The organism is Billgrantia tianxiuensis (genome assembly GCF_009834345.1).
Lineage (GTDB): Bacteria > Pseudomonadota > Gammaproteobacteria > Pseudomonadales > Halomonadaceae > Halomonas > Halomonas tianxiuensis.
In genome coordinates, this window is sequence record NZ_CP035042.1 from 2,527,438 (window position 1) to 2,542,919 (window position 15,482).

Consider the following 15,482-nt stretch of genomic DNA (forward strand, 5'->3'; position numbering starts at 1 on the left):
ACGCAGAAGCAGAGCATAAAAAAAGCTGCGCCCGGCCGAAGCCGGGCGCCATGGAGGTTTGAAGCAGTGTTGCCGAATCAACCCATGATGCTGAAGCTGCCGGCATTGAGCCACATGTGGGTTGCGACGCTGGCAGCGTAGCCCAGCACGATCACCGGCGCCCAGCGCAGATGGCCCATGAAGGTGTAGTTGCCGCGTGCCTGGCCCATCAGCGCCACGCCCGCCGCCGAGCCGATCGACAGCACGCTGCCGCCCACACCGGCGGTCAGCGTGATCAGCAGCCAATGGCCGTGGGACATCTCGGGCTGCATGGTCAGCACGGCAAACATCACGGGGATGTTGTCGACCACTGCCGAAACCAGGCCCAGGGTGATGTTGGCCCAGGTGGCATCCCAGCCGGTATACAACGCTTCGGAGAGCAAGCCGAGGTAGCCCAGGAAACCCAGGCCGCCGACCGCCATCACGACGCCGTAGAAGAACAGCAAGGTATCCCACTCGGCACGCGCCACGCGGTTGAATACATCGAACGGCACCACGCTACCCAACTGACGCAGCTTGCGTTCATCGCCGCGCGCCGTATAGCGAATGCGCTTGCGCTCCAGCGAACGGGGCAGGCTGCGGCGCAGGTAGTAGCCAAAGAACTGCAGATAGCCAAGACCCGTCATCATGCCCAGCACCGGCGGCAGATGGAGCAACGTATGAGCGGCCACCGCTGTTGCCACGGTGAGCAGGAACAGAGCGACGATCCGGCGCGCACCACGCTTCAGCCAGACATCCTCATAGACGCCCTCCGGCTTGCGATTGTTGATGAACAGGCTCATCAGGACAGCGGGAATGATGAAGTTGACTACCGAGGGGACCAACAACGAGAAGAACTCGTAGAATTGCACGATGCCGGCCTGCCATACCATCAGGGTGGTGATGTCGCCGAAGGGGCTGAAGGCGCCACCGGCATTCGCGGCAACTACGATGTTGATACAGCACAGGTTGATGAAGCGCTTGTCGCCCTCGGCCACCTTGGTTACCACGGCACACATCAGCATGGCGGTGGTCAGGTTGTCGGCGATGGGCGAGATCACGAACGCCAATATCCCGGTCAGCCAGAACAGCTGTTTGTAGCTGAATCCCTTGCGGATCATCCAGGAGCGCAGGGTATCGAACACGCGCCGCTCGTCCATGGCGTTGATGTAGGTCATCGCCACCAGCAGGAACAGCATCAGCTCGGTGAACTCGAGCAGGGTCTCGCGGAAGGCATGCTCGGCCTCGTCGGGCATGCCGGCCTGCACATAGACCCAGCCGATCATGAACCAGATCAGACCAGCCGCGACCAGCACCGGCTTGGACTTGCGCATGTGCAGCTTCTCTTCGCCCATGACCAGCGCATAGGCGAAAACGAAGATACCCACGGCAATGAAGCCGACGGTCGAGTTGGTCATCTCCAGACTACCCGTCACGGCAAGCGCGGCCGGGCTGAAGAAGAGTAGGGCAAGAACAGCGAGCAGCAGAAGACCTGGCCGCCGGAAGGGGCTCCGGAGCCTAGGGCAATGACAAAAGCCAATGGGCATGGTGGGTTCCTACTTGCAGGTCTAAAGGAAGGGTTAGGAAGACCGCACCATTTTATCACTCGATATTGCTTTGCAATATAGAGAATAAGACTAATTATTAGTCCCAAAAAGAAAAAAGCCCCTGAGTTATCAGGGGCTTGAGAAAAGCAATGGCGGAGGGACAGGGATTCGAACCCTGGAAGGGCGTTAACCCTTGCCGGTTTTCAAGACCGGTGCATTCAACCGCTCTGCCATCCCTCCGGCTCACGGGGGCGAATATTACCAGTTACGCTCATAAGGTCAAGGGGGTTTCGCCAACCGCCGCCAAGGAGACGACATGTCGATTCATGAGGAAGAGGAAGTGAAGCCGATTCCAGCCGTGGCTGCAGCACTGGTCCATCAGGACAGGGTGTTGACGATACGGCGTCGGAATCCACCCAATGCCGGCATGCTGGCACTGCCGGGTGGCCGTCTCGAGCCGGGCGAAACCCTATTCGAGGCGGCCAGACGCGAGCTATACGAAGAGACAGGACTCACGGCCGGGCCAGAGCGGGTATTGACCGCCATCGATCAGCTCCAGCATGACGAGAAAGGCCGCCTGCTGAGCCACTATGTCATTGTCGTAGTAAGCTGTCGCTGGACAGGTGGCAACGCCATGGCAGGAGACGATGCCAGCGAGATGCTTTGGTTGGATGAGCGGCAGGTGAGGGAGGAGCCGGACCTGTGCGCTAGCGCACGACGCGTCGCCCTTCTCCTGCTCGAGCCCCAGGCAATACGATGAAGATGCGTTGATGCTTGTAGAACTAAGGACTTGCGTCGGGAACCAACCGACGGCATCCTTGGTCCACTGCTGAGATCAATCAAGATCAACCACAGGGAGCTCTGGATCAATGGCCTATCACGACACACATGTGGCCCAGCACTCGTCCCAGGCCGTCAGTGCCAACAAGGTGCTGCGCAACACCTACGCGCTACTGGCGATGACATTGCTGTTCTCCGCCATCACAGCGGGTGCCGCCATGGCCATGGGCGTCGAGCGAATGAACATCTTCGTGTTCTTCATCGGCGCATACGGCTTGATGTTCCTGGTGCACAAGACCGCCAACTCGGCCGCCGGCCTGCTGGCCACCTTCGCCTTCACCGGCTTCATGGGCTTCACCCTCGGCCCGATCCTCAGCGCCTACCTGGCCCTGCCCAACGGCGCCGCACTGATCATGAATGCCCTGGCCATGACCGGGCTGACCTTCATCGGTCTTTCCGCCGTGGCACTGGTCACCAAGAAGGACTTCAGCTTCCTGAGCAACTTCCTGCTGGCAGGCGCCATCGTGCTGATCCTGGCCATGGTGGCAGGACTGATCTTCCAGATTCCCACTCTGATGCTGATGGTATCGGCCGGCTTCGTGCTGTTCGCCTCGGCCGCCATTCTCTATCAGACCAGCGAGATCGTGCATCGCGCCGGCGAGACCAACTACATCCTGGCCACCATCACGCTGTACGTTTCGATCTACAATCTCTTCGTCAGCCTGCTGTCGCTGCTTGGCATCATGAGCAACGACTGACAGCGGACCGGTCAGCAAATCTCCAGGCCCCGCCGATGCGGGGCCTGCGCGTTTGAGGAGCAAGCAGTTCCATGCGCTACGGTCTACTCGTCGAGGGCGCACCCTACAGCAGCCAGGCATCTCACTCCGCACTGCGATTCGCAGCCGCGCTGATCGCCAGGGGGCATCGCCTGGAGTGCGTCTTCTTCTATCATGATGGTGTCTACAACGCGGCACGCCTCGCCGCGCCGCCGCAGGATGAGCCACACCTGTACGACGCTTGGCGCTCCCTGCACGACGAGCACGGTACGCAGCTGCAGGTCTGTATCGCCGCCGCACTGCGCCGCGGTCTGCTCGATTCGCGTGAGGCCGAGCGCCACGGAAAGTCGGGGCACAGCGTCGAGCCGCCCTTCGAGCTGACGGGACTCGGCCAGTTGATCGACCTGGGGCGGGAGGTCGATCGCCTGGTGACCTTCGCTCCTTGAGGATCCATGATGTCGTCAACCGTCAATTTCAGCGGTGACCTGCTGGTCATCCTGCGCCATGCTCCACATGGCAGCAGTTGGCTGCGCGAAGGCCTCGATACCGCACTGGTGGCAGCCGCTTTCGGTCAATCGGTAAGCCTGCTGTTCCAAAGCGATGGCGTACTGGCGCTGACCAAAGGGCAGGGGGCCGGCCCACTGGCCCAGAAGGGTACGGCGGCCACGCTGGACATGCTGGCCATGTACGATATCGAGTCGCTCTATCTGGACCCGGAGGCGCTCGAGCACTTCGGACTCGGCGAGCAGGACCTGCTGCTGCCCGCCGCCACACTCGATGCCGCTTCGCTCCCACGACTCATTGCCGGGCATCGGCTGGTCCTGACATTCTGACTGGCCGTCACGCTGCCAAGAGGGTGCAAATGATCCTGCATATTCTCAATCGACCGCCCAGTTCGAGCCTGGTGTATCGTGACGCACTCGCTGCCATGGACGCCACGGATCGACTGCTGCTGATCGAGGATGGCGTTCTGGGGGCACTGACGGCCCAGATTCGTCACTTCCAGGCGATAGAAGGTCGCCTATTCGCGCTGCGCGAGGATCTGAGCGCACGCGGTCTCGAGGGACAGTGCGACGCCAGCGTGCAGGTCGTCGACGTGGATGGCTTCGTTACGCTGACGGAAGAAGCCGACAAGACAGTGAGCTGGTTCTGATGGCTTCCTCCGAGATTGCACGCTACCTGGATACCGGCAACGGCCGCGTCGCCCTCGACCCCGAAGGCTATCTCGTCGAGCTGTCGGAATGGACCCCGGCCGTGGCCGAAGCGCTAGCCGCCGAGGAGGGGCGCGAGCTGACGGCGGAACACTGGGAGGTGCTCGAGGTGATACGCCGCTTCTATGAGCGCTATGAAGCGTCTCCGGCCATGCGTCCGCTGGTCAAGGCCGTGGGCCAGGCACTGGGGCCGGAAAAGGGTCGTTCACTGCATCTGATGAAACTCTTTCCCGATAGCCCCGCCAAGGTAGCGGCACGCCTCGCCGGGCTGCCGAAACCTGCCAACTGTCTCTGACGACCCGGGCGATGAACTTTCTGGCCCATGCCTGGCTTGCCCGCGGCGGAAGCGATGACTTCCTCTACGGCAACCTGATCGCCGACGGCGTGAAGGGGCACGACCTCACCGCCTGGCCTACCGAAGTGGCCAGCGGCATTCGCCATCATCGCCGGGTCGACGCTTTCGTCGATACGCACCCGGTGGTGCTCGCGGCACGCAGACGTGCGCCCCAAGAGTATCGGCGCTACGCAGGGATCGCCCTCGATCTGGTGTGGGATCATTTCGTGGCGCGGGGACTCGCGCTGGATCAACAGCCGTCTCGCCTGGTCCAGCGCAGCTACCGGGTGCTGAGCCACCGACCTGCGCCAGCGCGCCTGGAGCGGATGATTCCGGCCCTGGTCGCCCAGGACTGGCTGCACCGCTACGCCGATTTCGGCTTCACCTGCGATGCGGTGCGTGGGATCGGCCAGCGCCTGTCCGGCCCAAATCGCCTGGCCGCGCTGGTTCCCTGGCTGGAAGAGGATTACCTGGCCCTGGAGCACGACTTCCGCCGGCTGTGGGCGGCGGTGGTCTTAGCGCTCGAAGTGCCCCCGACGGCGAAGGAATCAATCGCCTCTGAGCCACAGGCAGTCGATGCTGTCGCCCGGATTGATCTGGGCGTCGGCCGGAATCACGGCCAACGCATCGGCTCTCACGCAGGTGGTGAGCACTCCCGAGCCCTGATCCGCGAAGGCATGTGCCGTGATGCCCTGCGCACCCATGTCCAGGCTGACCCGCATGTAATGCCGTCGTGGCCCGGTGCGAGTGGCAAAGTCGGCGCGTGCGCTGAGCCTGGGCAGGCTGGCAAGGTCTGGGCAGTCGAGCAGGGCGCCCATCAGCGGCCGCAGGAAAAGCCAGGCGGCAACGAAGCTGGAGACCGGATTGCCGGGCAGACCGACGAAGCGCACCTCGCGCCCGTCGCTGGCATCGAGCCGGCCCAGCGCCAGCGGCTTGCCGGGCTTGAGTGCCAGACGCCACAGGTCCAGCCGACCGATCGCCTCGATGGCGGCTCTGACATGGTCCTCCTCGCCAACGCTGACCCCGCCGGTGGCCACTACCACATCGGCCTGCTCGGCAGCCAACGCCAGCATGGCTCGCGTGCCCTCGGCCTCGTCGGCCATGGAGGCGACGAACGTCACATCGGCGCCGAAGCGCTCCAGCAGCTCCTTCAACATGGGCCGATTGGTGTTGTAGATCTGCCCGGCCGCCAGCGGCTGGCCCGGTTCGACGATCTCGTCACCGCTGGTGAGCAGGGCAACGCGAGGCCGTCGACGTACCGCCACTTCGACGATGCCTTGGCTCGCCAGGTAGCCCAGGGCCGCGCCGTGCAGTCGCTGCCCGCGTTCGAGCAACACGCTTCCGGCCGCCACGTCGTTGCCGCGGTGGCGCACATTGTCGTCCGCTGGAACCTGGGGTGGTATCAGCGCCGCGTCGCCAATTACTTCGACTTTCTCCTGCATCACCACGCAGTCGGCACCGGGAGGCAGCGGCGCACCGGTAAAGATGCGTGCGCAGGTGCCCCGCACCAGTAGCCGCGGCTCGTACCCTGCGGCAATGCGCTGGGCAATGGGCAGTCGCTTGCCGGCATCCTCATGGTGCAGGGCATAACCGTCCATGGCGCTGTTGTCGAACGGAGGCACGTCGAGACGCGCGATGACTTCATCGGCCAGCACACGCCGCCCGGCCTGTTCGCAGGGCACGGTTTCCGTCTCGACGGGGGAGACATCCTTCAACAGGGCGGCAAGCGCCGCCTCGACGGATTGCAGCTCAGACATGCTGGCCTCGTTCGGGGATGACCAGGTTGGCGAAGTTGCACGGCTTGTGGCGGCTGTCTAGCTGTTCGAGAAGCAGCCCATCCCAGGCCGTGCGGCAGGCGCCGCTCGAGCCCGGCAGGCAGAAGATCGCGGTGGCGTTGGCCAGGCCGCCGAGACAGCGACTCTGGATGGTCGAGCTGCCGATCTCCTGCCAGGAGAGCTGGCGGAACTGCTCGCCGAACCCCTCGATGCGCTTGTCGAGCAATACCGACACCGCTTCTGGCGTGGAGTCCCGGCCGGTGAAACCGGTCCCGCCGGTGGTCAGGATCACCTGGACTTCGGGGTCGGCGATCCACTCGGATACCACCGCACGAATGCGGTAGACATCGTCGATGACGATGCGACGTTCGGCCAGCTGATGTCCGGCTTCGGCGAGGCGCTCGGCCAGCAGGGCGCCGCTGCGATCACTATTGAAATCGCGCGTATCGGAAACGGTCAACACCGCGATCCGCAGCGGTATCATCGCCTCGCTCATGATTGCGCTTCCCGCCTGCGCGCCTGCCTGGCCTCGAAGGCAGCCTGTTGCTCCGGTGTGGCCTCCTGCTGGTATTTCTCCTTCCACTCGGCGTAAGGCATACCGTAGACGTATTCACGCGCCGTTTCGTAGTCGAGTTCAGCGCCGTGCTCGGTGGCGGCGGCCACCAGCCACTTGGAAAGACAGTTGCGGCAGAAATCGGCGAGGATCATCAGGTCGATATTCTGCACGTCCTTGTTGGCATCCAGATGCTGGAGCAGGCGACGGAAGGCGGCCGCCTCGAGCTGGGTGCGTGTGGCGTCGTCGAGATGCTGCATGACGTTGGCTCCTGGTTCAGGTTGCCTCAGGATAACAAAATGGCGTTCTCCTGCATCGACTCATGCGTTGTCACCGCGGGTGCAGACCGAAAGCACCACGGCGTCGTCGTCGCTGACCGAGACCAGCGCGTGGCCCATGTCGCTGTCGAAGTAGATGCTGTCGCCGCGTGACAGCTGCAGCGGCTCGTAGAATTCGGTGTAGAGCTGGATCTCGCCCTCCAGCACCATCAGGAATTCTTCTCCATCGTGGCGCACCCATTCACTGAACTCATCGAAGCTGCGCGCCCGCACGATGGTCTTGAACGGAATCATACGCTTCTGGGCCAGCTCGCAGCTGAGCAGCTCGTGCTCGTAGGTTGGTGTCGGGTGGCGCTGCCCATCGCCCTGGCGGGTCAGGTCGCGACGCCCCATGGTCCGCGGCTGAACCTTCGGCGGCGTGAGCAGCTGCGGCAGGTCGATGCCCAGGCCGTTGATCAGTTTCTGCACGGCGGTAAACGTGGGCGAGATCTGGTCGTTCTCGATCTTGGACAGAGTGGAACGGGCCAGGCCGGTGCGTTGACTGACGTCTTCCAGCGTCCACTGGTTGGCCAGGCGGATTTCCTTGAGCCGCTCGCCCAGGCGCAGCGGCTCGACGAACGGCTTGCGCCCCGAGGCGATGCGCAGAGCGGCCTGCTGATCGGTATTGGTGGGCATTGGCGTGTTCACTATTGGAAACAGAGTTTCCGCAAAGCGTACCACAGAAGCCCGCAAAAGCACGGCCGGGAGGCGCCTTCAGAATGCGCGTAACCGACACCTACCGTCCCTGTTTCAAGCCTCGAAGGGCAGGCCGAGCAGCGCCTTGACGTGCGCTTCGGCGCTGCGCCCCAACGAATCCAGGTCGTAGCCGCCTTCCAGCACCGAAACCAGGCGATTGTCGGCATACAGCGCTGCGATATCCAGGGCCAGCCGGGTGATCCAGTAATAGTCCTCGTCTTCCAGGCACAGCTCGGCCAGGGGGTCTTCGCGATGAGCATCGAAGCCGGCAGAGACGAGTACCAGCTCAGGCTTGAAGGCGTGCAGCGCCGGCAGCCAGTCGTCCTCGATTGCCCGACGGAAGGCGGCACTGTCGGTACCGGCTTCCAGCGGCGTGTTCACCACGTTCTGCCATTCGCTGCGCAGGTAGCGCCAGGGGTAGAAGGGAAACTGGAAGCTGGTACAGATCAGGATGTCCGGATCGTCCTTGAAGATATCGATGGTGCCGTTGCACTGGTGCACGTCGAAGTCGAGGATCGCAATGCGCCGCGCCCCGTAGCGAGCCCGGGCATGGGCAGCACCGACGGCAACGTTGTTGTAGAAGCAGAATCCCATGGCATCGGTGGCCTCGGCATGGTGACCGGGCGGACGCACGGCACAGAACACATTGTCGGCCTGGCTGCGATAGACCTGGTCGACACCACGTATCACCGCACCTGCCGCCACGCGGGCGGCATCCAGGCTATCCGGATTCATCAGGGTGTCGCCATCCAGGCTGACGATGCCCGACTCGGGAACGCACTTGTCGAGTGCACGCAGATGGCGCAGCGGATGCACCCGGGCGAGTTCCTCTTCGCTGGCGGGACGGGCTTCCGATTGCATGGTCTGCTGCAGCAGGCCGCTGAGAGCCAGGCGGGCGCGAATGGCCTCCAGACGCAGAGGGCTTTCGGGATGCTCCGGACCCATATGGTGAAGATCGCAATCGGGATGCGAGATGAACGCCGTGATCATATGGAACTCCAGAGTGACTCAAGTCACCTTAATGCGCGCAAGCCCTTGCACAACAGTGTCAATAAGTCGTACACAAGGAAGCATATTTCCGTTCTGGAGGAGGTGACGTCTTGAGCACCCGATTCCTGCGCCACTTCTTCGAACCTCGTAACATCGCGGTGATAGGCGCCTCGGAAAAAAACCATTCCATCGGCGGCATCGTGATCCGCAACCTGCAGGAGGCGGGCTTTACCGGAGCCGTGTGGGCGGTCAACCGTAAGGGTTACGACTCCGTCTTCGAGCAACCTTGCGTCTCTCGGATCAGCGAGCTGCCCGAGACACCGGATCTCGCCGTCGTCTGCACACCCGCGGCGACCCTGCCCAAGGTGATCTCCCGGCTGGGCCGCATTGGCGTCAAGGCGGCACTGGTGCTGTCGGGTGGAGCGCATCTCGACGACGCCGAAGGCGACAAGGGTTCGATCCGCGAGCGCATGCTGACGGCGGCGCGAGAGTCGGGCATTCGGGTGCTGGGCCCCGAGTGCATGGGGCTGATCGTTCCAGGGCGGCGCATCAATGCCTCGTACTCCAGCCAGCCGGTGAAAGCAGGAAAGGTGGCCTATCTCGGGCAATCGGGCATGCTCGGCAATGCCATGATCGACTGGGCGGCAGGCCGCGGCATCGGTTTCTCGCATCTGATCACGGTAGGTGACAGCGTCGACGTGATGCTTCCCGATCTGATCGACTACATCAACCAATACGCTCCGACCCAGGCCATCCTGCTCCACTTGGAACGCATCCAGGACTCCCTGCATTTCATGACCGCGCTGCGCGATGCCTCGCGCCATCGCCTGGTGCTGGCGATCAAGAGCGGCCGAACGCCACAGTCCGATCTCTCCGGCATGCCGCCGACACCAGGCATCGCCAACCGCGATGTGGTCTTCGACGCGGCCTTCTCGCGTGCCGGCGTGGTGCGAGTCAACGACTCCGACGAACTGTTCGATGCCTTGATGACCCTGTCGCAGATGCGCCCGCTCAAGGGCGACCGCCTGGCCATCGTCTCCAATGGGCTGGGTCCCGCAATGCTGGCCATCGACAAGCTGATCAGCGCGGGGGGAGCATTGGCCAGCTTCACTGCGGAAACGCGCCAGGCGCTACGCCACGGCGAGTTCGACATGAGCAAGCCCGGCGAGAACCCGGTGGACCTGGGCGGAGACGCCACGCCGGAGCGCTTCGTCGACGCGCTGGAGATAGTCGCGGCCGATCCCGGCGTCGACGCCGTGCTGGTGGTTCATGCTCCTACGCGGCTGGCCCCGTCCAAGACCACCGCCCAGGCGCTCATCGCCAACCGCAAGCGTTTCAGACGCAACCTGTTGACCAGTTGGATGGGGCTGGAGGGCGCTCTGTATGCCCGCCACGAGTGCAGCATGGCGGGCATTCCCACCTACGTCTCGCCGGAGAAAGCGGTCAAGGCGTTCATGCACATGGTCGACTATCAGCGCGTGCAGGCGCTGCTGCAGGAAACCCCACCCAGCCTGCCATTCAGCACCACGGCGGACATTCGCGCCCAGTGCCATACCCTGATCGAACAGGCCAAGGCCGAGGGGCGCGAAACCCTGTCGCATTCCGAGACCGCCCAGGTGCTCGAGGCCTATGGCATCCCCGTGGCCCCCAGCCGCTATGTCCACACGCCGGCAGAGGCCGAGGCGGCGGCCCATGAATTCGAGGGGCCGTGGGCACTGAAAGTGGTACATGACGGCAACTGTCGCCCATTCCGCTACCGCAAGCACCCCCACCGCATCTCGGCGGGGCTGCTACAGGACCTCCACGAGCCGAGCCAGGTCGCCGATGGGCTCACCCGGCTCGGCAACAAGGTGCATGAGAAATTCCCACCGGTAAAAATCCGCGAGTACTGCCTGCAGCCCATGCAACGGGGCAAGCAGTCGATGCAGATCTGCGCCGGAATCACCCGAGACCCGGTGTTCGGCCCGCTCATCGTGTTCGGCATCGGTGGATACAAGGTCAACATCCTGGCCGACCGGCAGGTTGCGCTGCCACCGCTCAACATGACCCTGGCGGCGGACGTGGTCGGGCGCACCCATGCCGCAAGGCTCATTCGCGAGCACTCGAGCGAACCCGAGCGCGACCTGCAAAGGCTGTGTCAGCTGCTGGTCAAGCTATCGCAGATGGCATCGGATCTGCTCGAGCTTCGCGGCCTGGAGCTCAATCCCTTGCTGCTCAATCGCGACGGCATGTTGGCGGTGGATTTCGCTCTCGACCTTGGGCCACCGGCACGCTTCGCCATCATGCCGTACCCGGAGGAGCTGCGAGAGTGGGTCACCCTGAGCAATGGCATGAACGTCGAGGTGCGTCCGATCCGGGCCGAGGACGCCCCGCTGATCACCAGCTTTCACAGCCAGCTGTCGGAGGAGAGCATTCGCTTTCGCTACTTCCACAACAAGTCCGATCTCAGCCAGCGCGACCTGTCGATGCTGTCTCACATCAATTACGACAGGCAAATGGCCTTCATTGCCGAGCACCAGAAGGAGAACGGCGGCAAGGAGATGCTCGGCGTAGTCCGCGTATGGAACGATCCGACAACATCCGCACCGAGTTCTCCATCATCGTACGCGACGACATGGCCGGGCAGGGGCTCGGCAGCCTGCTGATGAAAAAGATGATCGCCTATTGCAAGAGCGTGGGCACGCTGGAGATGGTCGGCAAGGTGATGGTCGACAACCATCCCATGCGAGCGCTGATGAAGCATCTCGGCTTTCGTTGCCGCTACAACATGGAAGAGCAGGTGATCGACGCGGTGATGCGGCTCAACGAACCGCAGAGCGAGTGGCAGAAACACCGACTGGAGAGCCTGCCAGACTAACGGAAATCCTGATTCCTTACTGCGCTTGATATCCTGGCCGCCGGCGGTGCCGAAGCGTCGGACCGTCGCGCTCCTCATTGAGCAGCAAGTCAACTCCGGGCCCTGCGCTCCGGCGGCGGTCAGCCTATCTTCGCTCGTTACATGAATCAGGGCTTCCTATCGATCGAGTTCAGCCGTTCAGGGGGCGAGACGGAAGGAGTGCCAGCTCTCGTCCCGATATTCGTAGCGAATACGGTCGTGAAGCCGGCTCGGCTGACCCTGCCAGAATTCGATCATGTCCGGCACCACCCGATAGCCGCCCCAGTGTACGGGACGCGGGATTTCCTGCCCTTCGTAGGCCTGCTCGAAGCGATGCTGCCGCTCCTCGATCCAGTGGCGGTCGGGAATCACCACGCTCTGGGTCGCCACCCAGGCGCCAAGCTGGCTGGCCCGGGGGCGGCTGTTGAAATAGGCATCCGACTCCTCGTCGGAAACCAGCTCCACGCGCCCCTCGATACGCACCTGGCGGCCAAGGGATGGCCACCAGAACACCAGTGCGGCATGGGGCACGTTGGTCAGCTCGCTGCCCTTGTGACTATGGTAATTGGTGTAGAACACCAGGCCGCGCTCGTCGCAGCCTTTCAGCAGCACGACGCGCGCGTGGGGCAGACCCTGGCTATCGACGGTGGCCAGGGTCATCACGTTGCCATCCTCGCCCTCGGCATCCAGCGCCAGCGTCAGCCACTCGTCGAACAGCACCATGGGCTGCTCAGGCACCATGGCCTCATCGAGCCTGCCACCCTCGTAGTCGCGCCGGATATCGGCGATGTTGCGTGTCATGGCGTACTCCTCGTCATTTTTTTCAATGGTGGCCGCTGAGGGGCAACGGCACAACACCTACGGCTTGACCGTTATCACGTATTCCGTTATTTGCACCGGGCCAGCAAAGCCTGATGTCACTCACCGCGCTCCGCCTTGAGCTGGCGGCTCCGAAAGCGGGCATAGAACATGCAGCCGGTAAACAGCGCCAGCGCGGCCAAGGCCTCGACGACACCGAGAATCCCCTGGCCGGGCAGCGTGGCCACCATGACGCCCTGGATGAAATAGAGCAGGCTGACGAAAGCCAGCCAGGCATGCCCCCGGGGCCGCTTGGCCATGATCGAAGGCAGAAACAGGATCAATGGCAGCGCGCGGATCAGAATCGGCGTCAGCGGATTGGTCCCGGCCTGCATCGCCAGGCCGCTCCATACCAGCAAAAGCAGCAACACGACGTAGCTGGTAAGCACCAGCTGGCGACTGCGTTCGGTGAGGAAACCCAGCCCGTGCCGCTCCTCGAGCCCTTCGACCCAGCGCCTCATGAGGCTTCCCTCTGGTTCGCCAGTGCCAAGGCCAGGCGCGCCAGGCGCTTGCCTTGGGCACGCAGCAGCCGACGTTCGACATCGGCCAGGGGCTGATCGCTGCGCTGCCCCGCCACATGGCTGGCCCCGTAGGGGGTACCGCCGGCGGTCGTGGTCATCAAATCGGTCTCGCTATAAGGCAGGCCGGCATAGATCATGCCGTGGTGCAGCAGCGGCAACAGCATGGAAACCAATGTGGTTTCCTGCCCGCCATGCAGGCTGGAGGTAGAGGTGAACGCCGTCGCCGGCTTGTCCACCAGCACGCCATTGAGCCACAGGGCACTGGTGGAGTCGATGAAATATTTCAGCGGTGCGGCCATGTTACCGAAGCGGGTCGGGCTGCCCAGCGCCAGGCCGGCACAGTGGCGCAGATCGTCCAGTTCGACATAGACGGCACCCTCGGCGGGGATCTCGGGGTCGACGGCCTCGCAGGTGGGCGAGACCGGCGGTACGGTGCGCAGCCGCGCCTCGATACCGGGGCAGGATTCGACACCGGCGGCCAGTTGCTCGGCCATGCTGCGCGTGGCGCCATGTCGGGAGTAGTAGAGGATCAATACATAGGGCAGGGAGTCGCGCATCGTGGCTCCGATTCGACAGTGGGCAGGCGATCAGTCGTTGGCATGGATCAGGGCGAGCACATCCTCCGGCGGGCGACCGATCACGGCACGCTTGCCATCGTCTGCAATGGGGCGCTCCATCAGCTTGGGATGGCTGAGGATGGCGCGGATGACCTGCTCCTGGTCCTGCAGGTCGGTCTCGTCGACCTCCTGCCACTCCGGCTCCTGGGTACGTACCAGGCGCTCGCCGTCGGCATCCAGACGCGACATGAGATCGCGCAGCTCCTCTTCGTCGAGCGGCTCGTCGAGATAGCGTCGGATGTTCACCTCGGCGCCATGCTCCTCCAACAGAGCCAGCGCCTGGCGCGACTTGGAACAACGGGGATTGTGGTAGAGCGTAATGGCCATGCGTGACTCCTCGATCCTTGAAAGGCTGGCCAGTATTGTAGAAGGGCGGCCATGTCGGCCACAACCGAAGCCAGGAAGGTTCGTCCGCCTCGCTCAGTCGGTGGCAGGACTTTCACTGGCTTGTGTGATTTCGTTCAGGCGGCGATAGACCCATGCCACGCGGCCATCCGCCAGGCGCATGGGCACGCGCTGATAGCGAATTCCCAGGCGCTCGTAGCGATCCAGGCGCTCCAGTTCATCGGCATCGACCACCACGATTTCACCCTGCACACGCTCATCCGGCGCCTCGGCCAGGTCGAGCCCTTCGCGGCGAAAACCCTCGAGCACGGCCGCCTCGGTCTCTCCCGCACGACCCATCACCACCCAGCGTACCGGGGCAAAACGCAGCGTGCCGTAGACGAAGACCGCATGCTCGCCTTCGTCGATCTCGGGAAGATGATCGGGGCGGTCATAGGTCAGGGGGCTGAGCATGGTCAGCCATAGCCAGCCCACTATGGCCAGCAGGGCAGCAGACGCAGCGAGAACGACATGAGACAGGCGCATACACGCTCCTTGTCTTCGAGAAGGGTGTTCGAGAAGAGTGATCGAGATGGGCTCTATCCTGCCACGGCCGGACAGCGACTGTCCGGTTCTACCCCAGCACAAGGCTCTGTTAGGATGCGAAGTATGGCTCGACCACAGCGGAGGATGCCCATGGCCCAGTCGACACACGAGGATCAGGACTTCAGGGCGTTGATGGGAGATGTGAAGCCGCTACGCAGACACGCCAATCGAGCCGACCCGGGCCAGCGCCGACGCCGGCCCACGGAGGCCCAACTGGCACGGCGCGAGAGCGCTCAGGCGGAACTCGCTCGGGACAGCTTTCTGTCGGACGATTTCGTCGAACTGCTGCCACCGTTCGATCCCATCGAGTTTCGCCGCGATGGCATCCAACAAGGCGTCGTCGACCGCCTGCGACATGGCGGCTATCCCGCCCAGTCACGCTTGCATCTGTTGCGTCGCCCGCTGGCCGATTGCCGGCGAGCGCTACCGCCCTTCATTCACGAAGCCTATGCCCATGACCTGCGCTCGCTGCTGATCGTGCACGGCCGGGGGCAGGAGGTCGACAGTCCGGCCAACGTGCTGCGCTCCTACCTGGCCAAGTGGCTGGCACAGTTCGAGGAGGTACAGGCGTTCGTCTCTGCGCAGCAAGCCGATGGCGGACTGGGCGCCACTTGGGTAATGCTGCGCAAGAGCGAGCGGGCGAGGGCGGCAAACCGCGAGCGTCAGCAGAAGCGGCGCGGCTGA

General features: G+C 63.5%; 18 protein-coding genes, 1 tRNA gene and 2 pseudogenes. 9 read left to right on the forward strand and 12 right to left on the reverse strand.

Annotation, left to right across the window (positions count from 1 at the left end; translation table 11 throughout):
* Nucleotides 1-77: 77 nt before the first annotated feature.
* Both nhaD and EKK97_RS11775 read right to left on the reverse strand, forming a co-directional pair.
* Nucleotides 78-1,565 (reverse strand): sodium:proton antiporter NhaD, encoded by a 1,488-nt coding sequence (nhaD, locus tag EKK97_RS11770; protein WP_159552065.1) that lies wholly within the window; start codon nt 1,563-1,565, stop codon nt 78-80.
* A gap of 150 nt (nt 1,566-1,715) precedes the next feature.
* Nucleotides 1,716-1,805 (reverse strand) — tRNA-Ser (locus tag EKK97_RS11775).
* A 76-nt stretch (nt 1,806-1,881) separates the two neighbouring features.
* On the opposite strand from EKK97_RS11775, the gene EKK97_RS11780 reads away from it, so the two are divergent.
* From EKK97_RS11780 to EKK97_RS11810, 7 genes and pseudogenes are all read left to right on the forward strand, one after another.
* A complete protein-coding gene (locus EKK97_RS11780) occupies nt 1,882-2,325 on the forward strand; it encodes an NUDIX hydrolase (RefSeq protein WP_159552067.1) in 444 nt (147 codons plus the stop codon).
* Between the two features lie 109 nt (nt 2,326-2,434).
* The gene (locus EKK97_RS11785) at nt 2,435-3,103 is read left to right on the forward strand and encodes a Bax inhibitor-1/YccA family protein (RefSeq protein ID WP_159552069.1); all 669 of its coding nucleotides are present in this window, start codon (nt 2,435-2,437) and stop codon (nt 3,101-3,103) included.
* A gap of 71 nt (nt 3,104-3,174) precedes the next feature.
* On the forward strand, nt 3,175-3,567 hold the full coding sequence (gene tusD / locus EKK97_RS11790) for a sulfurtransferase complex subunit TusD (protein WP_159552071.1): 393 nt from the start codon (nt 3,175-3,177) through the stop codon (nt 3,565-3,567).
* Between the two features lie 6 nt (nt 3,568-3,573).
* Nucleotides 3,574-3,954, forward strand: coding sequence for a sulfurtransferase complex subunit TusC (gene tusC / locus EKK97_RS11795; RefSeq protein ID WP_422672515.1), 381 nt, complete (start codon nt 3,574-3,576; stop codon nt 3,952-3,954).
* 29 nt (nt 3,955-3,983) lie between these two features.
* Nucleotides 3,984-4,274 carry a sulfurtransferase complex subunit TusB gene (gene tusB, locus EKK97_RS11800; protein ID WP_159552073.1) on the forward strand — a complete coding sequence of 97 codons (291 nt, stop codon included), beginning with the start codon at nt 3,984-3,986 and terminating at the stop codon, nt 4,272-4,274.
* Nucleotides 4,274-4,627 (forward strand): TusE/DsrC/DsvC family sulfur relay protein, encoded by a 354-nt coding sequence (locus EKK97_RS11805; RefSeq protein ID WP_159552075.1) that lies wholly within the window; start codon nt 4,274-4,276, stop codon nt 4,625-4,627. Before tusB ends, EKK97_RS11805 begins: the two co-directional genes overlap by 1 nt.
* An 11-nt stretch (nt 4,628-4,638) precedes the next feature.
* Nucleotides 4,639-5,190 (forward strand): annotated as a pseudogene (locus EKK97_RS11810) (acyl carrier protein phosphodiesterase); the annotation flags it as partial.
* A 24-nt stretch (nt 5,191-5,214) separates the two neighbouring features.
* Here the strand turns inward: EKK97_RS11810 and EKK97_RS11815 are convergent.
* The 5 genes from EKK97_RS11815 to EKK97_RS11835 form a co-directional block, all read right to left on the reverse strand.
* Nucleotides 5,215-6,423 (reverse strand): molybdopterin molybdotransferase MoeA, encoded by a 1,209-nt coding sequence (locus EKK97_RS11815; protein ID WP_159552077.1) that lies wholly within the window; start codon nt 6,421-6,423, stop codon nt 5,215-5,217.
* A complete protein-coding gene (gene moaB / locus EKK97_RS11820) occupies nt 6,416-6,937 on the reverse strand; it encodes a molybdenum cofactor biosynthesis protein B (RefSeq protein ID WP_159552079.1) in 522 nt (173 codons plus the stop codon). The genes EKK97_RS11815 and moaB overlap by 8 nt, the downstream gene beginning before the upstream one ends.
* Nucleotides 6,934-7,254, reverse strand: coding sequence for a DUF1244 domain-containing protein (locus EKK97_RS11825; protein WP_159552081.1), 321 nt, complete (start codon nt 7,252-7,254; stop codon nt 6,934-6,936). Before EKK97_RS11825 ends, moaB begins: the two co-directional genes overlap by 4 nt.
* A 60-nt stretch (nt 7,255-7,314) precedes the next feature.
* Nucleotides 7,315-7,947, reverse strand: coding sequence for a helix-turn-helix domain-containing protein (locus EKK97_RS11830; RefSeq protein ID WP_159552083.1), 633 nt, complete (start codon nt 7,945-7,947; stop codon nt 7,315-7,317).
* A gap of 114 nt (nt 7,948-8,061) precedes the next feature.
* Nucleotides 8,062-8,997 carry a histone deacetylase family protein gene (locus EKK97_RS11835; protein ID WP_159552085.1) on the reverse strand — a complete coding sequence of 312 codons (936 nt, stop codon included), beginning with the start codon at nt 8,995-8,997 and terminating at the stop codon, nt 8,062-8,064.
* Between the two features lie 110 nt (nt 8,998-9,107).
* Here EKK97_RS11835 and EKK97_RS11840 point away from each other — a divergent pair.
* A pseudogene (locus EKK97_RS11840) lies at nt 9,108-11,854 on the forward strand (bifunctional acetate--CoA ligase family protein/GNAT family N-acetyltransferase).
* Nucleotides 11,855-12,031: 177 nt separating this feature from the next.
* Here EKK97_RS11840 and pdxH read toward each other — a convergent pair.
* From pdxH to EKK97_RS11865, 5 genes are all read right to left on the reverse strand, one after another.
* On the reverse strand, nt 12,032-12,673 hold the full coding sequence (gene pdxH, locus EKK97_RS11845; protein WP_159552087.1) for a pyridoxamine 5'-phosphate oxidase: 642 nt from the start codon (nt 12,671-12,673) through the stop codon (nt 12,032-12,034).
* Between the two features lie 116 nt (nt 12,674-12,789).
* Nucleotides 12,790-13,191 (reverse strand): DUF2069 domain-containing protein, encoded by a 402-nt coding sequence (locus EKK97_RS11850; protein ID WP_159552090.1) that lies wholly within the window; start codon nt 13,189-13,191, stop codon nt 12,790-12,792.
* A complete protein-coding gene (wrbA, locus tag EKK97_RS11855; RefSeq protein WP_159552092.1) occupies nt 13,188-13,808 on the reverse strand; it encodes an NAD(P)H:quinone oxidoreductase in 621 nt (206 codons plus the stop codon). The genes EKK97_RS11850 and wrbA overlap by 4 nt, the downstream gene beginning before the upstream one ends.
* Nucleotides 13,809-13,838: 30 nt before the next feature.
* Nucleotides 13,839-14,195 carry an arsenate reductase (glutaredoxin) gene (gene arsC / locus EKK97_RS11860; RefSeq protein ID WP_159552094.1) on the reverse strand — a complete coding sequence of 119 codons (357 nt, stop codon included), beginning with the start codon at nt 14,193-14,195 and terminating at the stop codon, nt 13,839-13,841.
* A gap of 93 nt (nt 14,196-14,288) precedes the next feature.
* Nucleotides 14,289-14,738 (reverse strand): gamma-glutamylcyclotransferase family protein, encoded by a 450-nt coding sequence (locus EKK97_RS11865; RefSeq protein WP_159552096.1) that lies wholly within the window; start codon nt 14,736-14,738, stop codon nt 14,289-14,291.
* A 150-nt stretch (nt 14,739-14,888) separates the two neighbouring features.
* Here EKK97_RS11865 and smrA point away from each other — a divergent pair, with 150 nt between their 5' ends.
* A complete protein-coding gene (gene smrA / locus EKK97_RS11870; RefSeq protein ID WP_159552098.1) occupies nt 14,889-15,482 on the forward strand; it encodes a DNA endonuclease SmrA in 594 nt (197 codons plus the stop codon).